We start from the raw sequence: 26,030 nt of genomic DNA on the forward strand, positions 1-26,030 counted from the left end.
GGCTCCGGCAATGGCGATAGTGACTATATTACCAAATAGTCACTTGTTGTCCATTCCCTGGCCGGGCGCTAAGCTGTTCCCCATGAAAAAAGCATCCGCTTTATCTCAGCCCGGCCGTGGCCCGGTTGATCACGAGGTGCGCGACCAGATCGTTGCCGCCGCTACCGAGCATTTCAGCCGGTACGGCTATGAGAAAACGACGGTTTCCGACCTCGCCAAGGCCATCGGCTTTTCCAAGGCCTACATCTACAAGTTCTTCGAGTCCAAACAAGCCATCGGCGAGGTGATCTGTGCGAACTGCCTGCGGCAGATCGAGACGGAGGTAAAGGCGGCTATCGCGGAGACCAGCCTGCCGCCGGAAAAGCTGCGGCGGATGTTCAAGGTGCTTACCGAGGCGACTCTTCGCCTGCTGTTCCAGGACCGCAAGCTTTACGAAATCGCTGCATCGGCCGCTACGGGGGGCTGGCAAGCGGTGCTTGCCTATGACGATCGCGTGCAGGCGCTGCTGCGGGAGATCCTGCAGGAGGGGCGGCAGAGCGGGGATTTCGAGCGTAAGACGCCGCTCGATGAAACGGCGGCGGCGATCTACCTGGTGATGCGCCCGTACTTCAATCCGCTGCTGCTGCAGTACAGCTTCGATTACACCGACGAGGCGCCGGCTCAGTTGTCCGGACTGGCGTTGCGCAGCCTGTCGCCGTAATGCCTGAGATTGTAGTGACTATTGACTGATTTGGTCACTAGTGGCAAAGTGAGGCCCTGGTCATTCGCCACGGGTCTCTTTCATGTTCCGCTTCCGCTTTGCCTCCCTCGCCATCGTCTGTGCACTGCCGCTCGCGCTGGCCGCCTGCGGCGGGAAGACGCCCAGCGATCCACGCACTGAGGCGCCCCTGGTACGGGCCGCCATCGTTCAGGGCGCAGTCCCCACGACACGTTCGTTTACCGGCACGGTCGCCGCCCGGGTGCAGAGCGACCTGGGCTTTCGCGTTTCCGGCAAGGTGCTGCAGCGGCTGGTCGATGCCGGCCAGACCGTCAAGCGCGGCCAGCCGCTGATGCGCATCGATCCGATCGATCTGAAGCTGGCCGCGCAGGCACGGCAGGAGGCGGTCGCGGCCGCGCGAGCACGGGCGCGGCAAACCGCGGAGGATGAAGCGCGTTACAGCGATCTGCGCGGCACCGGCGCGATATCCGCGTCGACCTACGACCAGGTCAAGGCCGCGGCGGACGCCGCCAAGGCCCAGCTCAGTGCCGCCGAGGCCGAGGCGAACGTGGCCAACAACGCCAGCGGCTACGCGGAGCTGGTGGCCGATGGCGATGGCATGGTCATGGAAACCCTGGTTGAGCCGGGCCAGGTCGTCAGCGCCGGCCAAACCGTGGTGCGCCTGGCCCATGCCGGACCTCGCGAGGCGGTCGTCCAGTTGCCGGAAACCCTGCGCCCCGCGATCGGCTCCGCCGCGCAGGCCGCTTTGTTCGGTAAAGAAGGTGTCAGCACGCCAGCCACGCTGCGGCAGCTTTCGGACGCCGCCGATCCGCTGACTCGCACCTTTGAGGCGCGCTACGTGCTGGAAGGCGAGCTGACCAGCGCATCGCTGGGCGCCACGGTGACGATCCAGATTCCCGACGGACACACCTCGACGCAAGGTGGCTTGCAGGTGCCGATGGGCTCCCTGTTCGACGCAGGCAAGGGACCCGGCGTATGGGTCATTACTGGTGAACCGGGCAAGGTGTCCTGGCGGCCGGTGACCGTCCAGCATCTGGATGACGACAGCGCACGCATCGCCGGTCAACTCAAGCAAGGCGATCGGGTCGTCGCACTCGGCGCGCATCTGCTGCGCGAAGGCGAGCCGGTGCGGGTGGCCGGCCAGGCGGTCACCGCGGCGACCGCGGGAGTCAGCCCGTGAGCGAGCGTCGTTTCAATCTGTCGGCGCTCGCCGTGCACGAGCGCTCCATCACCTTGTTCCTGATCTGCCTGATCTCATTGGCCGGGCTTGTTTCGTTCTTCAAGCTGGGTCGGGCGGAAGACCCAGCGTTCACGGTCAAGGTGATGACCATCGTCACTGCCTGGCCCGGCGCCACCGCGCAGGAAATGCAGGAACAGGTCGCCGAGAAGATCGAAAAGCGCATGCAGGAACTGCGCTGGTACGACCGCACCGAAACCTACACCCGCCCCGGCCTGGCGTTCACCACCTTGACCCTGCTCGACAGCACGCCGCCGTCGGAGGTAAACGAAGAGTTCTATCAGGCCCGCAAGAAAGTCGGCGACGAGGTAGGCAACCTCCCGCCCGGTGTGATCGGACCGATGGTCAATGACGAGTATGCGGACGTCACCTTTGCCTTGTTCGCACTCAAGGCCAAGGGCGAGCCGCAGCACCTGCTGGTGCGCGACGCGGAGACGTTGCGCCAACGGTTATTGCATGTGGCGGGCGTGAAGAAGGTCAACATCATCGGCGAGCAGGCGGAGAAGATCTACGTCGAGTTCTCGCACGATCGCCTGGCCACGCTGGGCGTGAGTCCACAGGACGTGTTTGCCGCGCTCAACAGCCAGAACGCCCTTACACCCGCCGGCTCCGTGCAGACCAAGGGGCCGGAGGTATTCATTCGCCTGGACGGCGCGTTCGACTCGTTGCAGAAGATCCGCGACACCCCGGTCGTGGCGCGAGGCCGCACCTTGAAGCTGTCGGATATCGCCACCGTCAAGCGTGGTTACGAGGATCCGGCCACCTTCATGATCCGCAACAACGGCGAGCCCGCGCTGCTGCTGGGCATCGTCATGCGCGACGGCTGGAACGGCCTGGATCTGGGCAAAGCACTGGACAGCGAGGTCGGCGCCATCAACGGCCAGCTGCCGCTGGGCATGAGCCTGACCAAGGTCACGGATCAATCCGTCAACATCAGTTCGGCGGTCGATGAGTTCATGCTCAAGTTCTTCGTCGCGCTGCTGGTGGTGATGCTGGTGAGCTTCGTCAGCATGGGCTGGCGCGTGGGCCTGGTGGTGGCCGCCGCCGTACCGCTGACGCTGGCGGTGGTCTTCGTGGTGATGGCCGCGACCGGCAAGAATTTCGACCGCATCACCCTGGGCTCGCTGATCCTGGCGCTGGGCCTGCTGGTGGACGACGCCATCATCGCCATCGAGATGATGGTGGTGAAAATGGAAGAGGGCTACAGCCGCCTGGCCGCCTCCGCCTATGCCTGGAGCCATACCGCCGCACCCATGCTGTCGGGCACGCTGGTCACTGCTGTCGGCTTCATGCCCAACGGTTTCGCCCGATCCACCGCCGGCGAATACACCAGCAACATGTTCTGGATCGTCGGCATTGCGCTGATCGCCTCCTGGGTGGTTGCCGTGGTGTTTACGCCCTATCTGGGCGTCAAAATATTGCCTGACTTCAAGAAGGTCGAAGGCGGCCACGCCGCGATCTACGACACCCCGCGCTACAACCGCTTCCGTCGGCAACTGGAGCGCGTCATTGCGCGCAAATGGCTGGTCGCCGGATCCGTCGTGGGCCTGTTCGTCTTGGCGATACTCGGCATGGCGGTGGTCAAGAAACAGTTCTTTCCCATTTCCGACCGCCCTGAAGTGCTGGTCGAGGTGCAGATGCCTTATGGCACGTCGATCGAACAGACCAGCGCTGCCGCAGCGAAGGTGGAGGCATGGCTGGCCAAGCAGAAAGAAGCCAAGATCGTCACTACCTACGTCGGCCAGGGCGCGCCCCGCTTCTATCTGGCCATGGGCCCGGAGCTGCCGGATCCGTCGTTTGCCAAGATCGTGGTTCGCACCGACAGCCAGGAGGAGCGCGACACGCTGAAGCAGCGGCTACGCCAGGCCGTCGCCGCCGGCCTGGCTGACGAGGCCCGCGTGCGCGTCACGCAGCTCGTGTTCGGTCCCTACTCGCCGTTCCCTGTCGCCTATCGCGTCTCCGGTCCGGACCCGGACAAGCTGCGCGGCATTGCGGCCGAAGTCGAGCAGGTGATGAGTGCCAGCCCGATGATGCGCACGGTCAATTCGGATTGGGGCACACGCACGCCCACGCTGCATTTCACCTTGCAGCAGGACCGGTTGCAGGCGGTGGGGTTGAGTTCCAGTGCGGTGGCGCAGCAGCTGCAATTCTTGCTGAGCGGCGTCCCCGTCACCGCCGTGCGCGAGGACATCCGAACCGTGCAGGTGGCTGCGCGCTCGGCCGGCGACGTTCGGCTCGACCCGGCCAGGATCGGCGACTTCACGCTGGCTGGCGCCAACGGGCAACGCATTCCGTTGTCGCAGGTAGGCAAGGTCGACGTGCGCATGGAGGAGCCGGTCATGCGCCGGCGCGATCGCGATCCGACCATCACGGTACGCGGCGACATCGCCGATAACCTGCAGCCGCCGGACGTGTCGACGGCGATCACCAGGCAGCTGCAGCCGATCATCGCCAAGCTGCCCGTGGGTTACCGCATCGAGCAGGCCGGCTCCATCGAAGAATCGGCCAAGGCGACCAAGGCCATGCTGCCGCTGTTCCCGATCATGCTGGCAGTCACCTTGCTCATCATCATCTTCCAGACCCGCTCGATCTCCGCGATGGTGATGGTGTTCCTGACCAGTCCGCTCGGCCTGATCGGTGTGGTGCCTACCTTGATCCTGTTCGGGAAGCCTTTCGGCATCAACGCGCTGGTCGGCCTGATTGCACTGTCGGGCATCCTGATGCGCAACACGCTGATCCTGATCGGGCAGATCCACCACAACCAGGCGGCGGGGATGGATCCGTTCCACGCCGTCGTCGAGGCCACCGTGCAGCGCGCCCGCCCCGTGATCCTGACCGCCCTGGCGGCGATCCTGGCTTTCCTTCCGCTGACCCATTCGGTGTTCTGGGGAACCCTGGCGTACACGCTGATCGGCGGCACGTTTGCGGGAACGGTGTTGACCCTGGTGTTCCTGCCGGCGGTGTATTCCATCTGGTTCAAGATCAAGCCGGGTGATGCGGCTGAGGGGCACAAGGGCCTGCATGAGCAGGGACCTTCGGAACACAGGCAGGAGGAAGCCGTGGCGGGATAAAGAAACTGGCCGATCGAGTCGTTGAACCGATTCTTGTCTCCACTGTATCGAAGAGAGCTGTCATGTCGAATTCCAAGGTTGTCGTTGTTACCGGTGTGTCGTCGGGTATCGGACGCGCTGTTGCGCAGAAATTCGTCAAACGAGGGTGCCGCGTTTTCGGCACGGTTCGCAATCTTCACAAGGCGACGCCATTGCCCGGTGTCGAGCTGGTCGAAATGGATATTCGTGACGATGCTTCCGTCCGGCTTGGCATCCAATCCATCATTGATCGCGCCAAGCGCATTGACGTGCTCGTCAACAGCGCGGGAATGAGCCTGGTCGGCGCGGTGGAGGAAACGGCCGTCGATGAGGCGGCCTTGCTCTTCGATACCAATGTCTTCGGTATGTTGCGTGCCGTGCAGGCGGTACTTCCGTCTATGCGCGCGCAAGGCCACGGGCGTATCGTCAATGTCAGTTCCGTGCTCGGCTTTCTGCCGGCGCCATATATGGGACTTTATGCAGCGTCCAAGCATGCCGTAGAGGGCTTATCCGAAACCCTCGATCATGAGGTGCGCCAGTTCGGCATTCGCGTCACGCTGGTCGAGCCGAGCTTCACTAAGACCAACCTTGACATCAACGCGCCCCAGACCGTCGCCAAGATCGCCAGCTATGACCGCGAGCGCTCCCTTGCCACGCAGGCGATCGTCAACAGCGTCAAAACCGCACCAGAACCTGACGGCGTGGCAGACACCATCGTCGAAGCTGCGCTTGGTGCATGGCGCATGCGCCGCGCCCCGGCTGGACAGGCATCTTTGCTGAGCAAGTTGCGTCGCTTCATGCCGGCCGGACCGGTCGATGCGAGCTTGAGGAAAACATTCGGGCTGGGTTGAACGCCGGCAAGCATCTCCTGCTCACGTCCCTGATAGGTAGAACATGAAAATCGGCATCATTGGTACGGGCAACATCGGTGGCACTATCGCCCGGAAGCTGGCGGCGTCAGGGCACCGCGTTTGGCTTGCGAACTCGAGAGGACCGGATACCGTTCAGGCCTTTGCCACTGAAATCGGCGCAACTGCCGTTGATGTGCCCGGCGCGGCCAGGGGCGTCGATGCAATCATCCTTGCGATACCGTTGCCCGCGATGGCGCATCTTCCTAAAGATCTGTTCGAGGCGGTTCCGGCCGAGGTGCCGATTATCGATACCAGCAATTACTATCCCGGCCTGCGCGATCCGCAGATCGCGGAAATCGAAAGTGGGCTGCCTGAGAGTGTGTGGGTATCGAAGCAACTCGGCCGCCCCGTCATCAAGGCCTTTAACAACGTCCTGGCTTACACGCTCGCAGAGCTCGGCCGCTCACCTTGTGCGCTGGACCGCCTTGCGATGGCCGTCGCAGGGGATGACGCCAAGGCCAAGCAAATCGCGATGGCGCTGGTAAATGAGGTCGGATTCGACCCTGTCGACGCCGGCTCGCTCGAAGAGTCCTGGCGGCAGCAGCCGGCGACACCGGCGTACTGCTGCGATTACGACGCCGAGACGATGCGAAAGGGGCTCGATGCCGCCGTGAAGGGTCTGGCATCTGAAAAGCTCCGTCGCATGGGCGAGCTATTTGCCAAGCTTGGGCCGGATCCGACGCATCGAAAAATTGTGGCCATGAATCGTTCGCTTAATCCGCTTTAGCTCAGAAACCCCCGATTCGTCGGGGGTTTTCTTTTTTCAGACCGGGCGATTTCGTAGCAAGGCGTGAGTCGCCGGAGCTCAAGCGATCACGGCCAGATCCGCCGAGGCGCGCAGACGTGCAACGTCGCGCGCCGGCGGCTCACCAAAGTGGCGGCGATACTCGCGGCTGAACTGCGACGCACTTTCGTAGCCCACGCGTAAGGCGGCGGTCGTGACGTCGATATCCTCGATCAGCATCAGACTGCGCGCGTTCTGCAGCCTTAGCTGCTTTTGGAATTGCAGCGGCGTCATCGCCGTCACCGCGCGAAAATGCTCGTGCAGGCTCGACGGACTCATACCCACTTCCGCGGCAAGCTGCTCGATGCTGAGCTGTTCCTGGAAGTTCTTTCCGATCCATGCGATGGCGCGGCCAACCAAGGCCACCCGCCCCTGGCTGGAGGTGATGTGACGCATCCTGGCGCCGTCAGGGCCCGCAAGCAGGCGATAGAGGATTTCCTGCTCGGCAAGCGGGCCGAGCACGGGCAGTGCCGCCGGATCGTCGAGCAGGCGTAGCAGGCGTAGCGCCGCATCGAGCAGACCGGCGCTGGCGTCAGCTACCGTCTTGCCGATGGGCGGGGATGGCACGCCCGGCGGCGGAGGCACGCGCGACGCCAGGCTCCCCAGCGTTACCGGATCGAAATCGAGGTACATGCAGAGATAGGGCCTGTCAGGCGTCGCCTCGATGACATGGCCGGTGGCTGGCAGATCGTGAGTTACCACCCCGTAGCGTCCCGGCGAATATCTGAACACGCGGTCGCCAAGCACGACCTCCTTATGCCCCTGCACGACCAGGCACAGTTGCGGCCGGTAAACGCTCGGCATCGGCATCGTTACCGTGGAGGATCGAACAAGGGTCAAGCGCTCGAACGCAGTGGCGTGAAAGCCATCCCTGGTCACGTGTCGGGCAATGACAGCGGCAAGTTCGGTCAGTGTTTCCATGATTGGCGCCATTGTACGCAGGCGGCAGGACGGCAATGAGAGCCGTGGCCCCCTGGAGGATCGGGCACGAATTTCGGCGCATCAGGCTCACGGCTTGGTGTCGCCGGGCTTCACAGTGCTGAGGTTACGCGGGTCACAGCGAACCCAACCACAGAACCAGCACGGAGCGAACATGACCATCAATAACCTGAAGACCCCCGCGATAGCGCTGGGCACTTGGGCCTGGGGCGACAGCGGCGAGGACGGCGACGGCTACTTCGGCAGTCATCTGACTCAAGCCGGCCTGGAAGAACTCGCGGACAAGGCACATGCGGCCGGGTTCACCCTATGGGACACCGCACGGGTGTACGGCATGGGCCATTCCGAGACCGTGCTCGGGAAAGTGCTCAAACGCTACGACCGCAGCGACTACCAGCTCTCGACGAAGTTCACCCCGCAGATCGCGGGGACCGGCAATGATCCAGTAGCGGACATGTTGGAGCAAAGCCTGGCCACCCTGGACGTCGACTACATCGATCTCTACTGGATTCACAATCCAGCCGATGTGTCACGGTGGACGCCACATCTCATTCCGTTGCTGAAGAGCGGAAAGGTCAAACATGTCGGCGTCTCGAATCATGACCTGACCGAAATCAAGCTCGCCGATCAGATCCTTGGCGAAGCCGGGTTCCGGGTCGAAGCCATCCAGAACCACTACAGCCTCCTCTACCGCAGCTCTGAGCAAGCGGGGATCCTGGACTACTGCCGCAACCGAGGCATTCCATTCTTCGCCTACATGGTGCTCGAACAGGGTGCATTGAGCGGCAAGTACAGTCCGGAGAACCCCCTGCCGGAAGGCAGCAACCGGGCGAAGAGTTACAACAGCATCCTGCCTCAGCTGAAAGCGTTGACGGACCGGCTTGCCTCGATCGGCCAGAGCCATGGTGCCGATGCCGCCGATGTCGCCACAGCGTGGGCCATCGCCAAGGGCACGACACCGATCATCGGAGTCACCAAGCCTCGCTACATAGAGAGCCTGATCCGGGCTCGCGGTATCACACTCACCAGCGACAACATCGCGGAACTGGAAGCGCTCGCCGACGCCGCCAACGTGAACACCCGCGGCTGGTGGGAGAAGGAAATGTGAGTGCACAGCGCCGCCGCCGTGATGGTGTCGATGGAAGGCGCCGAACTCGTCAGGTGTCCGCTTTGGACGGCCAGTGACATTCGCCCGCTTCGACAGGTGATGCGCTATATCGAGCTGACCGTGAAACGCCTTCGCCTGAGCTTGCCTCGCGTTGACACCGCCATGACGAGGCCTTGAGCCGTAGCGGAGCAGGGTGTCCGTGCAACTGACGGAGCCAGCCATGAACCAGCGCGAAGAGCGTAAAGGTAAAGAGACGCCGCAGCGGCCGGTGGGGACATCGGGATACGCCGAACCGCGGCCGGCGCCGAACCGCAAGGGGCAGGTCATGCCTGACGCCCATACGCCGCACGAGCCGCAGAACAATCCGCGCCGCAAACCCAAGCCATCCCCCTGAATCGCCGGGCGCTTCTACGGAGTGGTGCCTTGATGCTCGCGCTATCGCCACTCCCGTCGCTGCGGATTCCCAGCGTATCCGCTCACTTCGCAGCGACACCGCTTCCGTGGCCCATTCACATCGGGCGACCAATCATGGAGCCTCCGTAGCGGCCGGAGGCGGCGATGAAAAGAAGCAAGGTCGCGCCCCAAGGTGCAGCGACATGGTGGCGCCGATTGGGTGCCGGCCTGGTCACCGGTGCCGCGGACGATGACCCCAGCGGTGTCGCCACTTATTCCCAGGTAGGAGCGCGATTCGGCTACGGCTTGTTGTGGATCATCTTCCTCACCATCCCGCTCATGATCGCCATCCAGATGGTGAGCGCGCGCATCGGTCGCGTTACCGGGCGCGGGTTGGCCGATAACCTGATGCGCACGTTTCCAGCACCGCTGGTGTGGCTGCTGGTCGCATGCCTGGTGGTGGCCAATGTGATCAATATCGGGGCGGATCTCGCGGCCATGGGCGCGGCGGCGCAGTTGCTGATCGGCGGCCCCCACGTGGTGTACGCCTTGGTGCTGGCACTGCTCTCCACCGTATTGCAGGTGTATCTGCCGTTCGATCGCTACGCGCCGATCTTGAAGGGCCTGGCGATCTCACTCCTCACTTACGTGGCGACCGTGTTCGTGGTGAAGGTGCCGTGGGCAGAGGCGCTCAAGGCTACGGTCTGGCCACCGGTGCAATGGCATACGGAATACCTCACCGCCATCGTGGCGGTGCTGGGCACCACCATCAGTCCTTACCTCTTTTGCTGGCAGGCGGCCCAGGAAGTGGAGGAGCTGCGCGAGGACGACCAGCGCCAGCCGCTGCGCAACGCCGTGGCGCAAGGGCCGGACGCGTTACGGCGCATCGCGATCGATACCTCGGTCGGCATGATCCTGTCCAATCTGATCGCGTTCTGCATGATCCTCACCACGGCCGCGGTGCTGCACGCCCACGGCAAGACCGATATCCAGTCCGCGTCGGATGCGGCGCAGGCGCTCAAGCCACTGGCCGGCCCGTTGGCATTCGGCCTGTTTGCCACGGGCATCGTGAGCACCGGTCTGCTGGCGGTGCCGGTGCTGGCCGGTGCCACGGCTTTCGCAGTCGCCGGTGCCGCGCATCGGCCCTATGGGCTCGACCATCGACCGTCGGGCGCCAAGCTGTTCTACGCCGTGCTGATCCTGGCCATGGTGTTGGGTGCCGCGCTCACCTTGTCGCCGATCGACCCGATGAAGGCGTTGTACTGGAGTGCCGTGGTCAACGGCGTGTGCGCGGTGCCGCTGATGGCGGCCCTGCTGTGGGTTGCGCGCCAGAAGCGAGCGATGGGCGCCTACGTGGTCCGTGGAGCGCTGTGGGGTTGGGGATGGGCTGCTACCGCGATCATGGGCGTGGCCGTGGTGGTGATGTTCGCCACCTTGGGTCATGGTTGATGCGATCGGCCTGGCCGGCCGTGCCGGCGAAGAAAACGCAGCGTCGCCGCTTCGAGCTGTCGGGGATGGTGAGCGATCGCAGCCTTGACGTAGCGCTGCAAGGTACCGTCCTCCCATCCCGCGATCACGCGCGGATGGATGTACGAGGACCGGCACACCGTGGGCGTATGGTGCAGCGCGGCCGCGACGGCGGCGATCACGCTCTTCAGCAACGCCTGTTTGCGTGATTCTCCGGCGCGCCTGGATAGCTCGGTATCGGCCAGCAATCCTGCCGCTTTCACCGTGGCGGACCAGGTGCGGAAATCCTTCGCGGTAAATTCCCCGCCGGTGACTTCGCGCAAGTAAGCGTTGACCATGCCCGAGTCCAGCACATGGCGCTTGCCGTCGTCGTCACGATACTGGAAGAGTCGCTGGCCCGGCAGTTGCTGCAGGCGGCGCAGCAGTCTTACCAGCCGGGGCTCGGTCAAGGTCAGGTCCTGGGCTTGCCCACTTTTGGCACGGAAGTGCAGACGCAGTTTTCCAGGCTCCGGATGGAGGTGGCGAGCGCGCAAGGTGGTGAGCCCGAAGCTGCCATGCTCCTGGGCATAAGCTTCGTTGCCGACGCGGATCAGCGTGTCGTCGAGAAGACGTATGACCAGCGCAAGCACTTTCTCTTTCGGCCATCCCGGCCGCGCGAGGTCATCGCGCACGCGGCGCCGGAGGCGCGGCAGTGCGGCGCCGAACGCGGTCACGCGGGAGAACTTGTCCGCATCGCGCAGATGCCGCCAACGCGGGTGATAGCGATACTGCTTGCGTCCCTTGGCGTCGCGACCGGTAGCTTGAAGATGGCCGCGCGGGTCGGCGCAGATCCACACGTCTTTATAGGCTGGTGGAATCGCGAGCTGGCGGATGCGCTCCAGCAGCTTGGCACGCGTTACCCGGCGCCCGTGGGCATCCCGGTAGATAAAGCCCTTGCCTTGCCGATAGCGACGCAGCCCCGGCTGGGCATCGTGGACGTACATCAGACCGACGGCGGTGACTTTTTGTATCGGTGCGGTGGGCTGGCGACGGGGCACGTCCCGCATTGTTCATGGCGGACGTGAACGAGCGGGCTGGATGTCGTGATCGCGATGTGGCCTCGCGACGGGAACGCGGCTTGCGCGTGCGCGCATCCACGAAAACGCATCAGAGCACCGACCAGGCTTGATCAGAGGACCGCTCTACCCAAACGCGGCATTGGCGTAAACGCGGCCGATGCGGACTGCCTTGAATCCGGCCGACAAGCTGGCCAGCCATAGCGCCTCCAACGAAAGCACGCCATTCAGGGCGCCGCGGTGGACGCTACCAGGCGATGCTCGTCCACGTAGCACTGAAGTGCTTGTTCGAGTTCGCAGCCTGGAAGCAGGTCGATATGCGCGGCATAGCGAAGTCCGCGAGGCCCCCAGAAATGCACTTGCCAGGAGCATGGGTCCCGATCCATCGAGGTGCACCTCACCTCAAGCTCGTGGTCGAAGCAATCGACGACGGTAATGGACTGCTGCATAAGTTACTCCCCACATCGAATCGACCGGGCATCCGGCGATGGCGCGCCAAGGCGCGGATAGATCAGGCGCCGAAGCGTTGCCTGGGCCAGATACGCACGATGGCGTGCCCGCAGGATCGCCTCCTTGCGCATCCTGCTTTCAAAAACATACTCACCACTGAGCGTCGGAACATTAACGCGTGGCAGGTGAAAGTTGAGCCCCTGTAGTGGCGCACTCTTGCAGGCGTCATGAAGATGTTTCGTTAACGTTATCTCGACGCCGCCTTACAATTTCACAGGTCATACAAAGCTTTTCTGCCGATGCGGGTCGATGCAATGCTTCCCTCTCACCGTTGCAGTATGGGCGTGCCGGGCTTGGACACAGTGCTGCTTGGCGGCCTGCCTTCCGGCCATCTCTACCTGCTTGAAGGACAACCGGGTTCGGGTAAAACCACCCTGTCGCTGCAATTCCTGATGGAGGGTGTGCGCAAGGGGGAGTCCTGCCTCTACGTCACCCTGTCAGAGACCGCCACCGAGCTCCGCGAGGTGGCCAGCTCCCATGGCTGGGATCTGCATGGCATCGATCTATTCGAGTTGTCGTCGGTGGAAGCCGTGCTCGGCGAAGGACGCAGCCAATCCGTCTTTCATTCCTGGGAAGTCGAGCTAGGCGAGACCATCCGTCTGATCAAGCAGGAAGTGGAGCGCATCGAGCCGAAGCGCGTCGTGTTCGACAGCCTGTCGGAACTCCGCCTGCTCGCCCAGGACCAGTTCCGCTACCGCCGGCAAGTGCTGGCGCTCAAGCAATTCTTCTCTCCCCGTAACGCGACCGTGATTCTCGTCGACGACCTGACCAGCGCCGGAGGAGGTCGCGACATGCAGCTGCACAGCATCTGTCACGGCGTCATCTCGCTGGAACGTTTCGCACTTGAATTTGGCGCTGCCCGCCGCCGTCTTCAGGTGCAAAAAGTCAGGGGAGCGGCCTTTATCGCCGGCTACCATGACCTCAGCATCCGCACGGGCGGCGTCGAGGTTTATCCGAGGCTCGTCGCTTCCGACCACCATGTTGAATTCGTCAACCAGCCCATGCTCAGCGGCGTGAGGCATCTCGACGAGCTGGTCGGAGGAGGCTTTCTCAGGGGTACCTGCACCTTGCTCACGGGCCCGGCCGGCACCGGCAAAACCACGCTGGCGCTGCAGTACATCGGGGAAGCCTGCGCGCGTGGCGAGCGTTGCCAGATATACGAATTCGACGAACGCATCGGCACCCTGCTGCGTCGCGCCGAAACCATGGGACTGGATCTTCAAGGATATATGGAGAAAGGCCTTCTCCATATCTACCAAGCCAACCCCGCGGAAATGTCGCCTGGCGAGTTCGCATGGCATGTCACCCGCGCGGTCCAGGACAAGCGATGCAGCATGGTGGTCATCGACAGTCTCAATGGCTATTTGTCGGCCATGCCGGAGGAGAAACACCTGCTGCTGCAGATGCATGAACTGCTGGCCTTTCTTAATCAGTCGGGTGTCACGACCTTCCTCATCAATCCCCAGATCGGGCTGATCGGGATGATGGATGCGGACCAGCTCAACGTGTCGTATATCGCCGATACGGTCGTACTGTTTCGCTTTTTTGAAGCGAACGGCCGGATCAGGAAGGCCATCTCGGTCGTCAAGAACCGAAGCGGCAAGCATGAGGACACGATCCGCGAGCTGCATATCGATAGCCAGGGCCTGCGTGTGGGCGAACCGCTGACCAGTTTCCGCGGGGTCCTGTCCGGCGTCCCGGAATTCATAGGTAACGGCAAGCCACTGATGGAAAGCCGGGATGCGTAGGCATGCGCAGCACGAAGAGTGGGTACAGATCGTCGCGCCATGGCAGCGCGACGCGGAAAGTCTCGCCGAGGTCGTCGCCAAGGATGGTTACCGCGCCCTGGTGTATCCCGACCTGATCACGCTGGCCCACTGCATCGGCAACAAGACGGGAGTGGTCATCCTGACGCAGGAAGCGCTCGATGGCGGCGTGGAGGCGATCCAGGCTGCGGTCGCAGGACAGCCCGCCTGGTCCGACATACCCTTTGTGGTGCTCCAGTCGGCCCGGCATAGCGGCCAGGTGCAGGTTTCGCCATTGCCGAGCGCGATCATCAACCGCATTGAGCTGGAGCGCCCGATGGGTGTCGCCTCGCTGCTGAGCGCGGTCGGAACGGCGATGCGATCGCGACAGAAGCAATTCGAGATCAGGGCGCGCATGGAGGAACTGGCGGCCAGCGAGAAGGCATTAGCTGAAAGCGAAACCGAGTTGCGCCGGATCACCGATTCGTTGCCGGTGCTGATCGCCTTCATCGATACCGATTTTCGATATCGCTTCGTCAATCGAGCCTACCAGGCGTGGTTCGGCATGGATCCCGACGACATGCTTGGCAAGACCATTGAGCAGGTCTTCGGCCAGGACCAGTGGGAGGCGAGAAAGGGTCCCATCCAGCAGGCGATGGCAGGCCAGGCGATGCGGGTCGAACTGTCGTTGCCGCGCAACGACGGCAAGCGGCGCGAGGCCGAGTTCAGATATCTGCCGCGCTTTCGGGACGACGGCCGGATCGATGGCGTACATGTGTTTGCGAACGATATTACCGAGCGGAAAGAATCGTTGGAGGCGCTCAGCCAGGCCGCTGCGCGGCTGGAGCAACGCGTCGCAGAACGGACCGCTGCCTTGCAGGCGGAGATACAGGCACGATCCCACAGTGAGGACGCGCTGAGACAAGCCCAGAAGATGGAGGCGGTGGGCCAACTGACCGGCGGCATCGCGCACGATTTCAACAATATGCTGACCACCATCATGGGCGCCCTGGATATCGTCGGCACCCGCGTGAACGACGAGCGTACCGCAAGGGTGGTCCGCGCCGCGACGGAGTCGGCCGGCCGCGCGGCGGCCCTGACGCAGCGCCTGCTGGCGTTCTCGAGGCGGCAATCGCTCGATCCCAAGCCAGTCCAGATCAATGGGCTCATTCAATCGATGCATATGCTGCTGGCCCAGACCATCGGCGAGCGCATCACGATCAAATTGGCATTGGCCAGCGCACTGAAGAAGGCGCTGGTGGACATCAACCAGCTCGAGAGCGCCGTCCTCAATCTTTGTATCAACGCACGGGATGCCATGCCCGATGGCGGCTGCCTCACGATCAGCACAAGGCACGCGGAATCCTTGCCGAACTCGCCAGCGGAGGTGCTGCTGAACCCCGGCGGTTACGTGGTCGTCGAAGTCTCCGACAATGGCGTGGGCATGGAGCCGGCGATCAGGGAGCGCGTGTTCGAGCCCTTTTTTACGACCAAGCCCATCGGTCAGGGCACCGGGCTGGGTCTGTCGATGATTTATGGTTTCATGCAGCAATCGAAAGGATCCATCGACCTCCAATCGGTGCCGGGTCACGGAACGACCATGTCGCTCTATTTCCCTGTCGCCCTGGCCGAAGGTGGGGCGGGGTGGGTCGATGAAGGCGGGAGTACGCCAAAGGGCGAAGGCCAGCTCATCCTCGTCGTCGAGGACGACGATCAGGTGAGACTGCTGGTCAGCTACCTGCTGGAGGAACTTGGCTATGTGGTCGTGACGGCGAGCGACGCAAGCGCCGCCATGTCCCATATCGCATCGTTGGACCACATCGATCTGCTGATCACCGACGTCGGCCTGCCCGGCATGAATGGCCGGCAGCTCGCCGAGTTGATCCGTGAGGATCATCCGTCGGTCCCGGTGCTCTTCATGACCGGATATGCCGAGAGCGCCGCTGTCAGGTCGACATTTCTGGGGCACGGCATGGCAATGATCGCCAAGCCATTCGCGCTGGAAGACTTCAGCCAGGCCGTGCGTAATGCCATCGCCCCCACCATCGCCCCCATGGCTTGAATCCCACCGCAGCACAACGCCACGATGCCGCCATCAAGCGACCGCCGCGTTCGCTACGGTGCGGTCCGCGACACTGAATCCGAAGCCCGCCACGGTATGCAGCAGCGGTGTCGCGAAGGGACGATCAATGGTCCGTCGCAACAGATACATATGCGAGCGCAAGGTGTCCGAGGGAGGCGGGTTGTCGCCCCACAGGGCGTGCTCCAGCTCCGTACGCTTGACGACGCGAGGAGAGGCTTCCATCAGCAGGGCAAGGATATGCAGGCCGATCGGTGACACGCGCAGCCGCTGATCGCCACGGCGTAGCTCGTAGGTACCGGTATCCAGTGTCAGGTCCGCGATCTGCAGCAGCTTCGGCGCCACCAGTCGCTTGTGCCGGCGGATCAACGCCTCGAGGCGGCCGCGCAGCTCACGCAAGGCAAATGGCTTGGGAAGAAAGTCGTCGGCACCCGCATCCAGCGCCTCTATCGCGGCATCGACGCCAGTACGGCCGGTGAGCATGAGGATCGGGGCGATGTAACCCTTGGCACGAAGCGACCGGCACACCTCAAGTCCATTCGTGCCTGGCAACATCCAGTCCAGCACCAGGACGTCGTACGTCTCCTGGCTGGCCAGCGACATGCCGTGGGTGCCGTCATGCGCATAATCGACGGTATAGCGAAAGTCTTCGAGATAATCCCCCATGACCTGACATAGTTGCTGGTTGTCGTCGATCACCATAATCAGGCCGGCTTGCGGCTGTAGGCAGCGCGATGACATGGCGTACTCCCGTGGCGAGCGGAATCGCAAGCATATGCCTCGGTCACGTCAAAGCCGTGCGAAGTTGAGTTCGCCAGGCGTCTGTCGACTTCTTGGCTTGTTAAAGACCTGCTATGACGGCGTTCATCCGCAGCTACGACGCTTGAGGCGCAGTGCCTGATCGATCGCTTCGGCCATCCGCGCCGACGGATGAGAAGCAGCGGCACCACACCGCTGCGGAATCCGGTCACGCATCAGGCCGCCTTTTTCAGCGCCGCGAGCACTTGATGCTTGCGGTCCTGCATCTGCTCACCCAAGGCATCCAATTGCTCCGTCGACAGAAGCTTTTTCGCCTGCTTGAACATATCCGATTCTTCCTCGCCGATATGGTGTTCCAGCAGTTCCTTAAGCACCTTCGCTCGCCCGGCGAACTTCTCGCTGGATGGATCCGTTTTCTGCAGGTCCGGCAAAACAAGTGCCTCGACAGCCCGATGTTCTTCCAGGGCTTCGAAGTACATTTTCTCTTCCGCCTTGTCGCCGGCCTCCCGAAAGGCCGGATAGAAGATTTCTTCCTCGATCGCGACATGGGCCTGCAGCGCATGGGCGATCTTCTCAACCAGCTCCGTGCGCCGCTTGATTGCCCGATGCGTCGTTGCCATCAATTCGGCCAGTAGCGCCTTAACCTCGTCGTGGTCTGCTTTCAACAGCGCGATCGCTTGCATGGCGGTAACTCCGGTTCGTCAGTCGTTGCCCGATTAAGCCGGTCGCGCAATCAGCGGAGCGTCGCGCGGTCATGCACGAGGCTGTTGACGGCAAACCCACGCTCACGTGTATGTCGAAGCGAGATGCTCGACCGACCGGCTCAATCCGAGCCGGTCATACCGAGATGAGGTTTCCATGGCCAACCAACCCCAAGATCCGAAGCAAGCCGCCCGGCGCGACAACGAACCGAAACAACACGAACCGACACCTGAAGGTGCTGCTCCCATCCAGACACCGGGGCCTGCGCACGACGCCAGCGACCATAGGGCCCGCGAAGCGAAGGACGACCAGTCCGTCCAGGGTGATGAGGGAGATGCGTCGCGACGCCAGAACCAGCAGGCGAGTCGCATTGTCACTCCCAGCGATCCGAACGTCATACAAGGCGCGCCGCCCAAGGATGACGCGGGCGCGGTCGGTAAGAAGCACGCAAAACCAGATCCGGATGAGGAACAGTGATCCTGTCGATTCGAGGCCAGGCCTCGGGCTTGGCCTCGAATCGAACTAGGGGATGGACGCAGGCGTACATGAATGGCTCGCGATTCATGGGACGTCGATTCACACCGACCTCACCCATGCGCTTCTATCCCTGAAAGGCACCATCGCGTCATCGAAATGGCCTGCCATTCGATCGGCGTGGATATCAAGGCGAAGAGTTCCCATCGGATCTTCAGCGACGTAGCCGCAAGTATGCGGCGCCAACCCAAGAGGACTGAGCAATGAACGAAGACAGGATCAAAGGCCAGTGGAAACAGCTTCAGGGCAAGCTTAAATCGCGTTGGGGCAAGTTGACCGACGACGATTTGAAAACGACCGAGGGCGATGCGGAGTACCTGGTCGGCAAGCTGCAGGAGCGTTACGGCATCGCCAGGGATGAGGCCTTGAAGCAACTGAAAGACTTTGATGCGGATGCCAGGTAAGCCATTGGCATGAGCGTCCAGTGCCGGCAGTAAAACGCGCGGCGCACGGACCGCAACGCATCGGGATGGATGGCAACCCCTATCAGCCTTTGGAGGATACGCCATGCTTTATTACGCACTTATATTCCTGGTGGTCGCATTGATCGCGGGCTTCTTCGGCTTCTTTGGTATTGCCGGCCTGGCCGCGAGCATCGCCAAAATCCTTTTCGTGGTCTTCGTGGTGTTGTTCATCATCTCGCTGATCGCGGGGCGCCGTCGGCCGCCTGTGTAAGGTGAGGCCAGACGAGACTGGTTCCAGCTGATGCAGCCCACTGCGATAACTCGGGCCCACGGATCAACCCGGCCCAAGCGGCAGCACCTTCCGTAGCGATGGTGCTGCCGCGCCGGCCCTCGCGCCGCTACACGTCACCTGCATTCGCGCTCGACGACTTGTAGAACGTCCATTGAGCACGATCCCCGGCCTCAGTGGGCCTGCCGGTCCACCCAAACGAGGATTCGCTCATGGCTCGTTCTACCCCGACATCGACCTCCGAACAGCAGCGTTCGATTCAGCAGGCGGTGGATGCCAAGGACCAGCGCAAAGCCTCGGCCCGGAAAAAGTCCGCCGCCAGCGGCGCGAAAAAGAAGGCGGTCCAAGCCGGTGCGCGTCCGCAACCGGCGCCACCGCAGCCGAAGCAACACCACGCCAAACCTGGCCGCGAAAGCGAGCTGAGTCCACGCCCGCGCTACGAGGCACCGGCATATCACGGGAGCAGGAAGCTCGCCGGTATGGCCGCACTGATCACCGGCGGCGATTCCGGTATCGGCCGTGCGGTCGCGACATTGTTTGCTCGCGAGGGCGCGGACGTCGGTATCGTCTATCTGGATTCGCATGACGACGCGCGCGATACGCAGGCCGCGGTGGAGAAGGAAGGTCGCCAGTGCGTGCTGATCGCCGGTGATGTGCGGGACCCGGCATTCTGCACCGTCGCGGTCGGCCATCTGATCAAAGCCTTCGGCCACCTGGAGATACTCGTCAACAACGCCGCCTTCCAGGAGCACACCGATGCGCTTGAGGACTTGACCGACGCGCATTGGGACATGACCTTTCGCACCAACGTCTATGGCTATTTTCAAATGGCCAGGGCGGCGCTGCCGTACTTGAAGTCGGGTGCGAGCATCATCAATACGGGTTCGGAAACGGGATTGTTCGGCAGCCCCGCGCTACTCGATTGCTCCGCCACCAAGGGCGCCATCCACGCCTTTACGCGCTCGCTGGCCAGCAACCTGGTCAGCCGCGGTATTCGCGTGAATGCCGTGGCGCCAGGGCCGGTATGGACGCCATTGAACCCGGCCGACAAGCCTGCCGACGAGGTGGCCAGCTTCGGCGCCAACAATCCCATGGGGCGGCCGGCGCAGCCGGAAGAAGTAGCGCCAGCCTATGTCTTTCTCGCCGCACCCAGCTGCGCAAGCTACATTTCCGGCGCCATTCTTCCCGTCATGGGCGGGCCCACGGGCTGAGCCATGCAAGCCCTCGACCTCACCATGCCCTGGTGGATGTTCGTGGTCCGCGGCGCCGTCACCTACGTCGGGCTCCTGGTATTGATGCGCTTGACAGGGAAGCGGTCGCTGGGAGAACTCAGTCCTTTCGACATGCTGGTATTGATTCTGGCTGGCGGGACGCTGCGTACCGCGATCGTCGGCAATGATGATTCGCTGTTGGCCGCGTTTATCGGCATCGCCACCATCCTGGCCTTGAACCACCTGTTCGCCTACCTCGCCGCGCGGATGCCGCGTTTCAATCGGATTATCGAGGGCACATCGAGCGTGCTCGTCGAACGGGGGCGTGTGGATGCGGCAGCCCTGCGTCGACACAATGTGCCACGGGCCATGCTCGACCGCGCGCTCAGGACCCATGATCTCGACGATGTTCGCCGGGCGAAGGAAGTGCGCCTGGAAGCCAACGGCAAGATCTCGGTTATTCCGGGCGACTGATTGTTTTCGTCGTGGTCTTTTCAGAGCAGGAACTTTGGTGCTCGACGCTAATTGATAACTATGAAGTGGAATGCGGAAACAATTCTGTCGTCGCGAATCAATGCGTAGTAGTACAGGTCATCCACGCGCGCGGATCGGCTCGCCCTTAAACAGTCCACCAGGCGTAATTGATCTCCCAGCCGGATACTCGCGATCATCCCGCTCCACTCTGGATGGCTTTCCGGCCTTGGATTGCCCATTCTCTTCGCGTCTTGGATGACTTCGGACTGACTCAGTGGAACCGATACCCGGCAGCTCGGAACGCCGAGCTTCCGGGCGATCGAGCTTGGCTCCATCTCTACTGTCGGTGGCGTGGAAGCGCAGCCAGCAACCGCGAAGATGATGGTCAGGGCCACGATGCATCGGAGGCATGCGGAAGCAGCGCCGAAACGGGGGTGTCTACTGAGTCGGATCGGAAGCATGGTGATATCTCCTTTCCTTCGTCCAAATAAAAACCCCCGATCTCCAGGGGATTTTCGTTCTCCGGGCCAACCCACTCAAAACGCCACGAACAGATTCGTCGACAGCGTCTGCGCCTGATCGCGCTGCCCCTTCTCGTAGTCGTAGTTGAACCGCAGCGACGTGCGTTTCGACAGCGTCGTATTGAGCCCGAGGTTGAACACGCCGCTGTAGCGCGACAGGCCGATGCCCACCAGCGGCTGCCATTGCTGCAGGCCGACGAAACTGGCGTCGAACGCGTCGCCATGCGAAGCCAGCGTGCGCCGGACCTGCAGGCTCGCGCTGAAATCGACGGCGCGGCCGCCCGCTGAATTCCAGTGACGGGAAGCGCGCAGGCCGAGGCCGGCGCGCCAGCGATCCAGCACCTGCGCGTTGGTGCGCAAGCCGAAACCACCGGCGCCTTGCTCGGCGAAACCGTCGCGATCGATGCTGGCGTACTCCACATTGGCGAAGGGCGTGATGCGCGTACCCGCCCAGTTCAAGCGCAGGCCGCTCTCGCCATAGGCCACGTTGTAGTTGCCGCTGTAATCGGTGGCCACGCCCTGCAGGCTGGTGCCCAGAAGCAGCCGGCGATTGACGTTCTGCTGGAAATGGCCGAAACCGACGCGACCCTGCGTGTACCAGTTGCCGTTGGTCCAGCCGGCATACAACATGCCCTCCGTGCTGCGGCTGCGATTGCGGTCGTAACCCTGATCGAGCCGCTGCTGCCCCTGGTTCTGGCCGAAAGCAAAACCCGCCACGCCGGAATTGCCGATCTTTCGGTCGCTGCCGACCAGCCATCCATTCAACTGGAAGCCGACGCCGTCATAGCCGGAACGGCCCATGCCGCCGCCCACGTTGAGGTTCTGCGTCCACATGCCGTAACCGGTGTTGCGGCCCAGCAGATCGTCGAAGCGGTCGGCCAGGGCGCGGCTGGAGGCATCGATCGCTTCGAAGGTCATCGCCGCGCTGGCGGCGTGCAACTGGCCGGACAAGCTCTGCAACGAAGCCTGCGCAGCCTGCAGGGTCGGCGCCTGCTGGAACTCGCCGGCATTGCGCACGAAATCGCTGGATACGCTGGAAAGACTACCCGAGGCGATCTTGCTGTCGAGCTGGGTGAAAGCACCCTGTACGCGCAGCGCGCCGGCAAACGAGGACGGCGTATAGCTCACGCCATTACCCGCCGCCGCGGTAGTGATATTGAGGCCCGTGGTATCCAGCCACGCGCTGTTAGCGTCGTAGTTGATCGTCGTCGCGGTGAACACTACTCCCGTGTCCTTGACCAACTGGCCGAAGGTGCCGGTGAGGCCACCGGTAGCAGTAAGGATCTGGGTGTGCGAGTTGCTTACGTAACCAGGATCGGCGCCGGTGATTTCGAGCGTGCCGCCATTGAGCGCGGCGGTACCGATGACGGCGAGCTTGCTGCCCAGGTTGATTGCCAGCGTGCCGCTGGATGCCTGGCTGTAATTGCCGCCAACGCGAGTATCGCCGCCATGAACAACGACTTTGCCCGCATTGGCAAGATGGCCGGCGACGCCGGGGAACGGACCCGATATGTCGTTCGGGAAGTCTTCCAGGACACCTGCTTGATTCACTGTGGCATCGCCCGGCAATGCGTACGTCGCCTTTACCGAGCCGCGATTGATCGTGGTGCCTCCGGTGTAGTAATTCCACGCCTGCAGGATCAAGGAGCCCGAGCCGTTCTGCGTAACGGAGCCTTGTCCGTAGATTTGAGCGCTGGAGATCACATCGAGCGAGCTATCGAAGACGAGCGCGCCGTTGTTCTTCACAAGGGCCGGGATCGTGAAGCTGGCGCCGCTGGCAGGCAATCCGCCAGTGTTATCGATCTTCAGCGTGCCGCGGTCGATATTGATCCTGTCGAAATTGAGCACATGATCCGCCGGCGCCATGGTCAGCGTGCCCGTGCCAGCCTGCGTTAGCTCGGCATTCGACGACGAAATGCTTTTGGTGAGCGTGACATTGTCACTGCGGTTGAACGCCAAGGTGCTGCTATAGACCGCGATATGGTCGAGTTGGCCAATAGACCCAGTCGTGCCGCCGTTGCCGATCTGCAGTGAGCTTTGACTGGGTCCGACGCCGCCGACGCTCAGGCTGTGTGGTTTAAGGTCGTCGTTGTCGATGATCCAGGTACCGCCGTTCACCACCTTCATGCCACCGACGAAGGAGGTTCTGCCGGTCACCGCCTGCGCGTACGATTGCACCACTCCTGCGGTACCGATCAGTGTCAGGAAGGCATCAGGGTTCGAGCCGATATTGAGATCGCCACGGATGGAGCCGCCCGCCGTTAACAGAACGGAGTTCTGTGCGGTCCCGACCAGCTGCACGTTGCCGATGATGGTGCCCGCGTTGGCTAATACCAATACGCCTCCGTCATGTGGCGGAGTCTTGTCACCCGATGCCACGAAGATGGCGCAATGGCCGGAGCCTGCGCAATCGCCCGTGGCAGTGCCGGTGGTTGCGATGATGGATCCGGCCCTGTTGGTCACGCCGCCGCCATACTGCAAGTAGAGCGCTGTTGTCGCCGCCGAGATGGTGGAGCCTCCGCTGTTCTCGATCATGCCGCGCCCGCCGGTCACCTGAATGGCGATGCCGTTCGTCGACGATATGGAGCTGCCGTTGCTGTTGGTGATCGTGCTGGAGCCTGTCAGCGCGACGCCTGCGACCGTGCCACGGATACTGCCGCCGTCCTGGTTGTATATCGTGGCGCCGATGTTCGGGGCATTTCCGCCATCGAAGCCGATAGCCACGTTGCCGCCAATCGTCCCTGCATTGAACAGCCCCCCGGAGCGTTGCAGCACGATACGGTTGGGGAGCGTGCTGCCCGCGCCTACCTCCAGTGAGACGCTGGATCCGGATTTGCTGTCGCCCAGGATGATATCGCCGGTCCCCAGAGTCGCTCCCCCGGTCAGCACGACTGAGCCGCCTTTCACCGTGGTACCGCCCGTATACGTGCTGGCGCCGGTGAGTATCAGTGCCCCTGCGCTCTGGACCAGAGAGCCACTGCCGCTGATGACGCCATCGAACGTGAACTTGTCGCTGCGATTGAACACCAGCACACCGTTGTTCGTGACATTGCCCTTGATGGACCCGGCCGAACTGCCCTCGCCGATCTGCAGGGTGCCCTGGCTGATCGTGGTGCCGCCGGTGTAGCTATTGGTGCCGGTCAGGACGAGCGTACCGGCGCCGCTTTTGAGCAGATTCGTCGAGCCGCTGATGTCGTCGCGCCGTATGCTCCTACCGGTCTCGACGTTGATTTCGCCAGGAGCCAGCGGGGCGGATTTGACGTTGCCGTTTCCGCCGCCACCGCCGCCGCAACCGGATATTCCAAGCGCCATGGCCACGGCCATGGTGAGTGCGCAGGGCCTGACCCATGCATCCATGACCGTACGATCGGGTGCCGCGGCACCGCGCAATGCTTCCATATGTTTTCCCCTGTAATCGCAATATCTTGACGTAATAATTAGCGACATGCCAGCGCGCCGAGGAGCTTCCCGGCAACACGCGTCAGGGGATGGGTATGATTCCTTTCGTCAGATCAGCAGGTTGCGCTGGCGCTAATGGGCTGCATGCGCCTGACTCAGTCAACAGGATGTCCGGCCGACACATCCCGCTTATCCATCAAGCTGCCATCGGCTTCTGTGGATGACTGCGGCTGAGGGATGCTCGATGCAAGCAGGGCGCGGTCGATAACGACATCGCGGCCTGTGCCTGAAGACCGCCGGGTCCCATCGCGATCTACCAGCGTCGTGTGCGCCTGACCGATCGGCGAGCGACGCGGATATCAGGAGAGAACGGCACGCGATAAAGCCCGTGAATCAAGCACCGCGCGTCGAACTTTTTTATTTGCGAGACGCAAGAATGCCGATAAAGGGCCGGCAGCAGTTAAGGAGTGTTGTTCGCTCGCTTGACTACCTTTGCCGCCGCACCACCATCAATCGATGACAAAGAGCCTGGCGCCAACTTTCGTATGCGACCTATGTGGTTCGGTGTGGTCGCTGACCTGGTAGCTCATGCCAGGCTTCAGCGTGAATACGCGGCCGTCCTCGAGTTCGGTGTGCAGTTCTCCCTCCATGCACAGGAGGATGTGTCCCTTGCTGCACCAGTGATCGGAGAGATATCCGGGGGTGTACTCGACCATCCGAACCCGCAGCTCTCCGAACTGGCAGGTGCGCCAATACGCGTAGCCGGATTCGCCTTTGTGTTGCGTCGGCTCGATGGAAGACCATTCAGTCGTGCCGAATGGAATGTCGGACATTTTCACAGGCGATTCCTTGTGAGGTAACGAAGCGAAAGCGTGCGCCATGATCGGAGCTGTGGTCGCGCTTGTCTTGTCACACGATCTGAGGCGTGGTCCATCAGATAAATCTGCAAATGATGCCTTTGATGCACAACGCACGTGTGCCCCTACAGACAACTCAAAATCGATTTGATAGCGTGGTCGGCGTTGCTCGCGGTGTGTTTCAAGGCGCGTCGCGAGCAGCCATGGCAGCAATGCTGTGAGAAGCGCGGGCCAAGGGTGCAGCAACACCCCTGACCCGCTGACCATCACCAACTAATAAGGAGTTGATCATGGCTGTGCCAGATCATACGAGATTCGCGCGCTCGCCGATCCCCCAGGCGGCATACCCACCGAACATTCGGGCTGTCCGGCGACATCGCGGACAGGGTTGAAGAGCCGCGGCCTAAGAGTTTTCGTAGGAATTATCTGAGCCGTCCTACCCGGCACGTCGCCTTGCGCGACGGCGAAAACTTCCGAAGCCGCAACCCACTTCCTCAATCAAGCCGCCCGGCGCCCAGGTTTTGGGCTGCCGGTGAAACCTCGAGTCCGTAAGGTCGGCGGCACGTCGAGCTGTTTGGCGGCGTGCCGTTTTACGGCGCGAGGACGCGGCGCTTAGCAAGGAGTTGCTTATGAATGACTTTGGCGATCCGTGGATCACCCGCCACGCGCATTATTTCTCCGATCCCGATGCGGGTCCGGATGCATTGTTGAATGACGCCACCGAATGGCTGCAGTACGCGTACAACGCCATCCAGCTATTGGCTGAGCTGGTCGACGAACGCGAGAACATCGACGCACAACGCCTGCCGATCATGCTGGAAGGCATCAGCGCGTTTATCGATAT

General features: G+C 62.4%; 23 protein-coding genes. 16 read left to right on the top strand and 7 right to left on the bottom strand.

Annotation, left to right across the window (positions count from 1 at the left end; genetic code table 11):
- Positions 1 to 82: 82 nt before the first annotated feature.
- The 5 genes from AB4083_RS07640 to AB4083_RS07660 all read left to right on the top strand — a co-directional run bounded on the left by AB4083_RS07640 (position 83) and on the right by AB4083_RS07660 (position 6,682).
- Positions 83 to 700, top strand: coding sequence for a TetR/AcrR family transcriptional regulator (locus AB4083_RS07640; RefSeq protein WP_441607172.1), 618 nt, complete (start codon positions 83 to 85; stop codon positions 698 to 700).
- 82 nt (positions 701 to 782) lie between these two features.
- Positions 783 to 1,898 carry an efflux RND transporter periplasmic adaptor subunit gene (locus AB4083_RS07645; RefSeq protein WP_441607173.1) on the top strand — a complete coding sequence of 372 codons (1,116 nt, stop codon included), beginning with the start codon at positions 783 to 785 and terminating at the stop codon, positions 1,896 to 1,898.
- Entirely contained in the window at positions 1,895 to 5,026 is a 3,132-nt protein-coding gene (locus AB4083_RS07650) for an efflux RND transporter permease subunit (RefSeq protein ID WP_441607174.1), read from the top strand. Before AB4083_RS07645 ends, AB4083_RS07650 begins: the two co-directional genes overlap by 4 nt.
- Before the next feature lie 62 nt (positions 5,027 to 5,088).
- Positions 5,089 to 5,895 carry an oxidoreductase gene (locus AB4083_RS07655; RefSeq protein ID WP_441607175.1) on the top strand — a complete coding sequence of 269 codons (807 nt, stop codon included), beginning with the start codon at positions 5,089 to 5,091 and terminating at the stop codon, positions 5,893 to 5,895.
- A 43-nt stretch (positions 5,896 to 5,938) separates the two neighbouring features.
- Positions 5,939 to 6,682 carry an NADPH-dependent F420 reductase gene (locus AB4083_RS07660; protein WP_441607176.1) on the top strand — a complete coding sequence of 248 codons (744 nt, stop codon included), beginning with the start codon at positions 5,939 to 5,941 and terminating at the stop codon, positions 6,680 to 6,682.
- A gap of 78 nt (positions 6,683 to 6,760) precedes the next feature.
- Here the strand turns inward: AB4083_RS07660 and AB4083_RS07665 are convergent, their stop codons facing one another.
- Positions 6,761 to 7,660, bottom strand: a complete 900-nt coding sequence (locus AB4083_RS07665; protein ID WP_441607177.1) for an AraC family transcriptional regulator — start codon at positions 7,658 to 7,660, stop codon at positions 6,761 to 6,763.
- Between the two features lie 172 nt (positions 7,661 to 7,832).
- Between AB4083_RS07665 and AB4083_RS07670 the strand changes: the two genes are divergently transcribed.
- From AB4083_RS07670 to AB4083_RS07680, 3 genes are all read left to right on the top strand, one after another.
- On the top strand, positions 7,833 to 8,786 hold the full coding sequence (locus AB4083_RS07670) for an aldo/keto reductase (protein ID WP_441607178.1): 954 nt from the start codon (positions 7,833 to 7,835) through the stop codon (positions 8,784 to 8,786).
- Between the two features lie 220 nt (positions 8,787 to 9,006).
- The gene (locus AB4083_RS07675) at positions 9,007 to 9,180 is read left to right on the top strand and encodes a hypothetical protein (RefSeq protein WP_441607179.1); all 174 of its coding nucleotides are present in this window, start codon (positions 9,007 to 9,009) and stop codon (positions 9,178 to 9,180) included.
- Positions 9,181 to 9,344: 164 nt separating this feature from the next.
- Complete coding sequence (locus AB4083_RS07680; protein ID WP_441607180.1) at positions 9,345 to 10,628, top strand: NRAMP family divalent metal transporter; 1,284 nt, start codon at positions 9,345 to 9,347, stop codon at positions 10,626 to 10,628.
- Here the strand turns inward: AB4083_RS07680 and AB4083_RS07685 are convergent.
- A complete protein-coding gene (locus tag AB4083_RS07685) occupies positions 10,619 to 11,629 on the bottom strand; it encodes a DNA topoisomerase IB (RefSeq protein ID WP_441607200.1) in 1,011 nt (336 codons plus the stop codon). The two genes, AB4083_RS07680 and AB4083_RS07685, sit on opposite strands and share 10 nt — an antisense overlap.
- A gap of 821 nt (positions 11,630 to 12,450) precedes the next feature.
- Between AB4083_RS07685 and AB4083_RS07690 the strand changes: the two genes are divergently transcribed.
- Positions 12,451 to 13,959 carry an ATPase domain-containing protein gene (locus AB4083_RS07690; protein WP_441607181.1) on the top strand — a complete coding sequence of 503 codons (1,509 nt, stop codon included), beginning with the start codon at positions 12,451 to 12,453 and terminating at the stop codon, positions 13,957 to 13,959.
- On the top strand, positions 13,952 to 16,018 hold the full coding sequence (locus tag AB4083_RS07695) for a PAS domain-containing protein (RefSeq protein ID WP_441607182.1): 2,067 nt from the start codon (positions 13,952 to 13,954) through the stop codon (positions 16,016 to 16,018). The genes AB4083_RS07690 and AB4083_RS07695 overlap by 8 nt, the downstream gene beginning before the upstream one ends.
- Positions 16,019 to 16,051: 33 nt before the next feature.
- Here AB4083_RS07695 and AB4083_RS07700 read toward each other — a convergent pair whose 3' ends face one another.
- Complete coding sequence (locus AB4083_RS07700) at positions 16,052 to 16,777, bottom strand: response regulator transcription factor (RefSeq protein WP_441607183.1); 726 nt, start codon at positions 16,775 to 16,777, stop codon at positions 16,052 to 16,054.
- 233 nt (positions 16,778 to 17,010) lie between these two features.
- The gene (locus tag AB4083_RS07705) at positions 17,011 to 17,478 is read right to left on the bottom strand and encodes a hemerythrin domain-containing protein (protein WP_441607184.1); all 468 of its coding nucleotides are present in this window, start codon (positions 17,476 to 17,478) and stop codon (positions 17,011 to 17,013) included.
- A gap of 175 nt (positions 17,479 to 17,653) precedes the next feature.
- Here AB4083_RS07705 and AB4083_RS07710 point away from each other — a divergent pair, with 175 nt between their 5' ends.
- From AB4083_RS07710 to AB4083_RS07730, 5 genes are all read left to right on the top strand, one after another.
- Positions 17,654 to 17,974: a hypothetical protein gene (locus tag AB4083_RS07710; RefSeq protein ID WP_441607185.1), complete on the top strand. Its 321-nt coding sequence runs from the start codon at positions 17,654 to 17,656 to the stop codon at positions 17,972 to 17,974.
- Positions 17,975 to 18,234: 260 nt separating this feature from the next.
- Entirely contained in the window at positions 18,235 to 18,435 is a 201-nt protein-coding gene (locus AB4083_RS07715; RefSeq protein ID WP_441607186.1) for a CsbD family protein, read from the top strand.
- 103 nt (positions 18,436 to 18,538) lie between these two features.
- Positions 18,539 to 18,706 (top strand): DUF1328 domain-containing protein, encoded by a 168-nt coding sequence (locus tag AB4083_RS07720; RefSeq protein ID WP_441607187.1) that lies wholly within the window; start codon positions 18,539 to 18,541, stop codon positions 18,704 to 18,706.
- Positions 18,707 to 18,936: 230 nt separating this feature from the next.
- The gene (locus AB4083_RS07725) at positions 18,937 to 19,935 is read left to right on the top strand and encodes an SDR family oxidoreductase (protein WP_441607201.1); all 999 of its coding nucleotides are present in this window, start codon (positions 18,937 to 18,939) and stop codon (positions 19,933 to 19,935) included.
- Positions 19,936 to 19,938: 3 nt separating this feature from the next.
- Positions 19,939 to 20,409 (top strand): DUF421 domain-containing protein, encoded by a 471-nt coding sequence (locus tag AB4083_RS07730; protein ID WP_441607188.1) that lies wholly within the window; start codon positions 19,939 to 19,941, stop codon positions 20,407 to 20,409.
- Positions 20,410 to 20,456: 47 nt separating this feature from the next.
- Here the strand turns inward: AB4083_RS07730 and AB4083_RS07735 are convergent, their stop codons facing one another.
- From AB4083_RS07735 to AB4083_RS07745, 3 genes are all read right to left on the bottom strand, one after another.
- Positions 20,457 to 20,804, bottom strand: coding sequence for a hypothetical protein (locus tag AB4083_RS07735; RefSeq protein WP_441607189.1), 348 nt, complete (start codon positions 20,802 to 20,804; stop codon positions 20,457 to 20,459).
- 141 nt (positions 20,805 to 20,945) lie between these two features.
- Positions 20,946 to 24,329, bottom strand: a complete 3,384-nt coding sequence (locus tag AB4083_RS07740; RefSeq protein ID WP_441607190.1) for an autotransporter domain-containing protein — start codon at positions 24,327 to 24,329, stop codon at positions 20,946 to 20,948.
- Positions 24,330 to 24,838: 509 nt separating this feature from the next.
- Positions 24,839 to 25,162 (bottom strand): DHCW motif cupin fold protein, encoded by a 324-nt coding sequence (locus AB4083_RS07745; RefSeq protein ID WP_441607202.1) that lies wholly within the window; start codon positions 25,160 to 25,162, stop codon positions 24,839 to 24,841.
- Between the two features lie 653 nt (positions 25,163 to 25,815).
- Here AB4083_RS07745 and AB4083_RS07750 point away from each other — a divergent pair.
- On the top strand, positions 25,816 to 26,030 hold a 215-nt coding region (locus AB4083_RS07750), incomplete at its 3' end, for a hypothetical protein (protein WP_441607191.1).

The sequence above is a fragment of the Dyella sp. 2RAB6 genome (assembly GCF_052115385.1).
GTDB lineage: Bacteria > Pseudomonadota > Gammaproteobacteria > Xanthomonadales > Rhodanobacteraceae > Dyella_D.

Coding starts and splice junctions, on each gene's coding strand:
- AB4083_RS07695 (WP_441607182.1), top strand. CDS start 13,952: ATGCGTAGGCATGCGCAGCACGAAGAGTGGGTACAGATCGTCGCGCCA.
- AB4083_RS07680 (WP_441607180.1), top strand. CDS start 9,345: ATGAAAAGAAGCAAGGTCGCGCCCCAAGGTGCAGCGACATGGTGGCGC.
- AB4083_RS07740 (WP_441607190.1), bottom strand. CDS start 24,329: ATGGAAGCATTGCGCGGTGCCGCGGCACCCGATCGTACGGTCATGGAT.
- AB4083_RS07660 (WP_441607176.1), top strand. CDS start 5,939: ATGAAAATCGGCATCATTGGTACGGGCAACATCGGTGGCACTATCGCC.
- AB4083_RS07645 (WP_441607173.1), top strand. CDS start 783: ATGTTCCGCTTCCGCTTTGCCTCCCTCGCCATCGTCTGTGCACTGCCG.
- AB4083_RS07700 (WP_441607183.1), bottom strand. CDS start 16,777: ATGTCATCGCGCTGCCTACAGCCGCAAGCCGGCCTGATTATGGTGATC.
- AB4083_RS07705 (WP_441607184.1), bottom strand. CDS start 17,478: ATGCAAGCGATCGCGCTGTTGAAAGCAGACCACGACGAGGTTAAGGCG.
- AB4083_RS07675 (WP_441607179.1), top strand. CDS start 9,007: ATGAACCAGCGCGAAGAGCGTAAAGGTAAAGAGACGCCGCAGCGGCCG.
- AB4083_RS07730 (WP_441607188.1), top strand. CDS start 19,939: ATGCAAGCCCTCGACCTCACCATGCCCTGGTGGATGTTCGTGGTCCGC.
- AB4083_RS07685 (WP_441607200.1), bottom strand. CDS start 11,629: ATGTACGTCCACGATGCCCAGCCGGGGCTGCGTCGCTATCGGCAAGGC.
- AB4083_RS07655 (WP_441607175.1), top strand. CDS start 5,089: ATGTCGAATTCCAAGGTTGTCGTTGTTACCGGTGTGTCGTCGGGTATC.
- AB4083_RS07725 (WP_441607201.1), top strand. CDS start 18,937: ATGGCTCGTTCTACCCCGACATCGACCTCCGAACAGCAGCGTTCGATT.
- AB4083_RS07665 (WP_441607177.1), bottom strand. CDS start 7,660: ATGGAAACACTGACCGAACTTGCCGCTGTCATTGCCCGACACGTGACC.
- AB4083_RS07745 (WP_441607202.1), bottom strand. CDS start 25,162: ATGTCCGACATTCCATTCGGCACGACTGAATGGTCTTCCATCGAGCCG.
- AB4083_RS07690 (WP_441607181.1), top strand. CDS start 12,451: ATGCGGGTCGATGCAATGCTTCCCTCTCACCGTTGCAGTATGGGCGTG.
- AB4083_RS07640 (WP_441607172.1), top strand. CDS start 83: ATGAAAAAAGCATCCGCTTTATCTCAGCCCGGCCGTGGCCCGGTTGAT.
- AB4083_RS07715 (WP_441607186.1), top strand. CDS start 18,235: ATGAACGAAGACAGGATCAAAGGCCAGTGGAAACAGCTTCAGGGCAAG.
- AB4083_RS07710 (WP_441607185.1), top strand. CDS start 17,654: ATGGCCAACCAACCCCAAGATCCGAAGCAAGCCGCCCGGCGCGACAAC.
- AB4083_RS07720 (WP_441607187.1), top strand. CDS start 18,539: ATGCTTTATTACGCACTTATATTCCTGGTGGTCGCATTGATCGCGGGC.
- AB4083_RS07670 (WP_441607178.1), top strand. CDS start 7,833: ATGACCATCAATAACCTGAAGACCCCCGCGATAGCGCTGGGCACTTGG.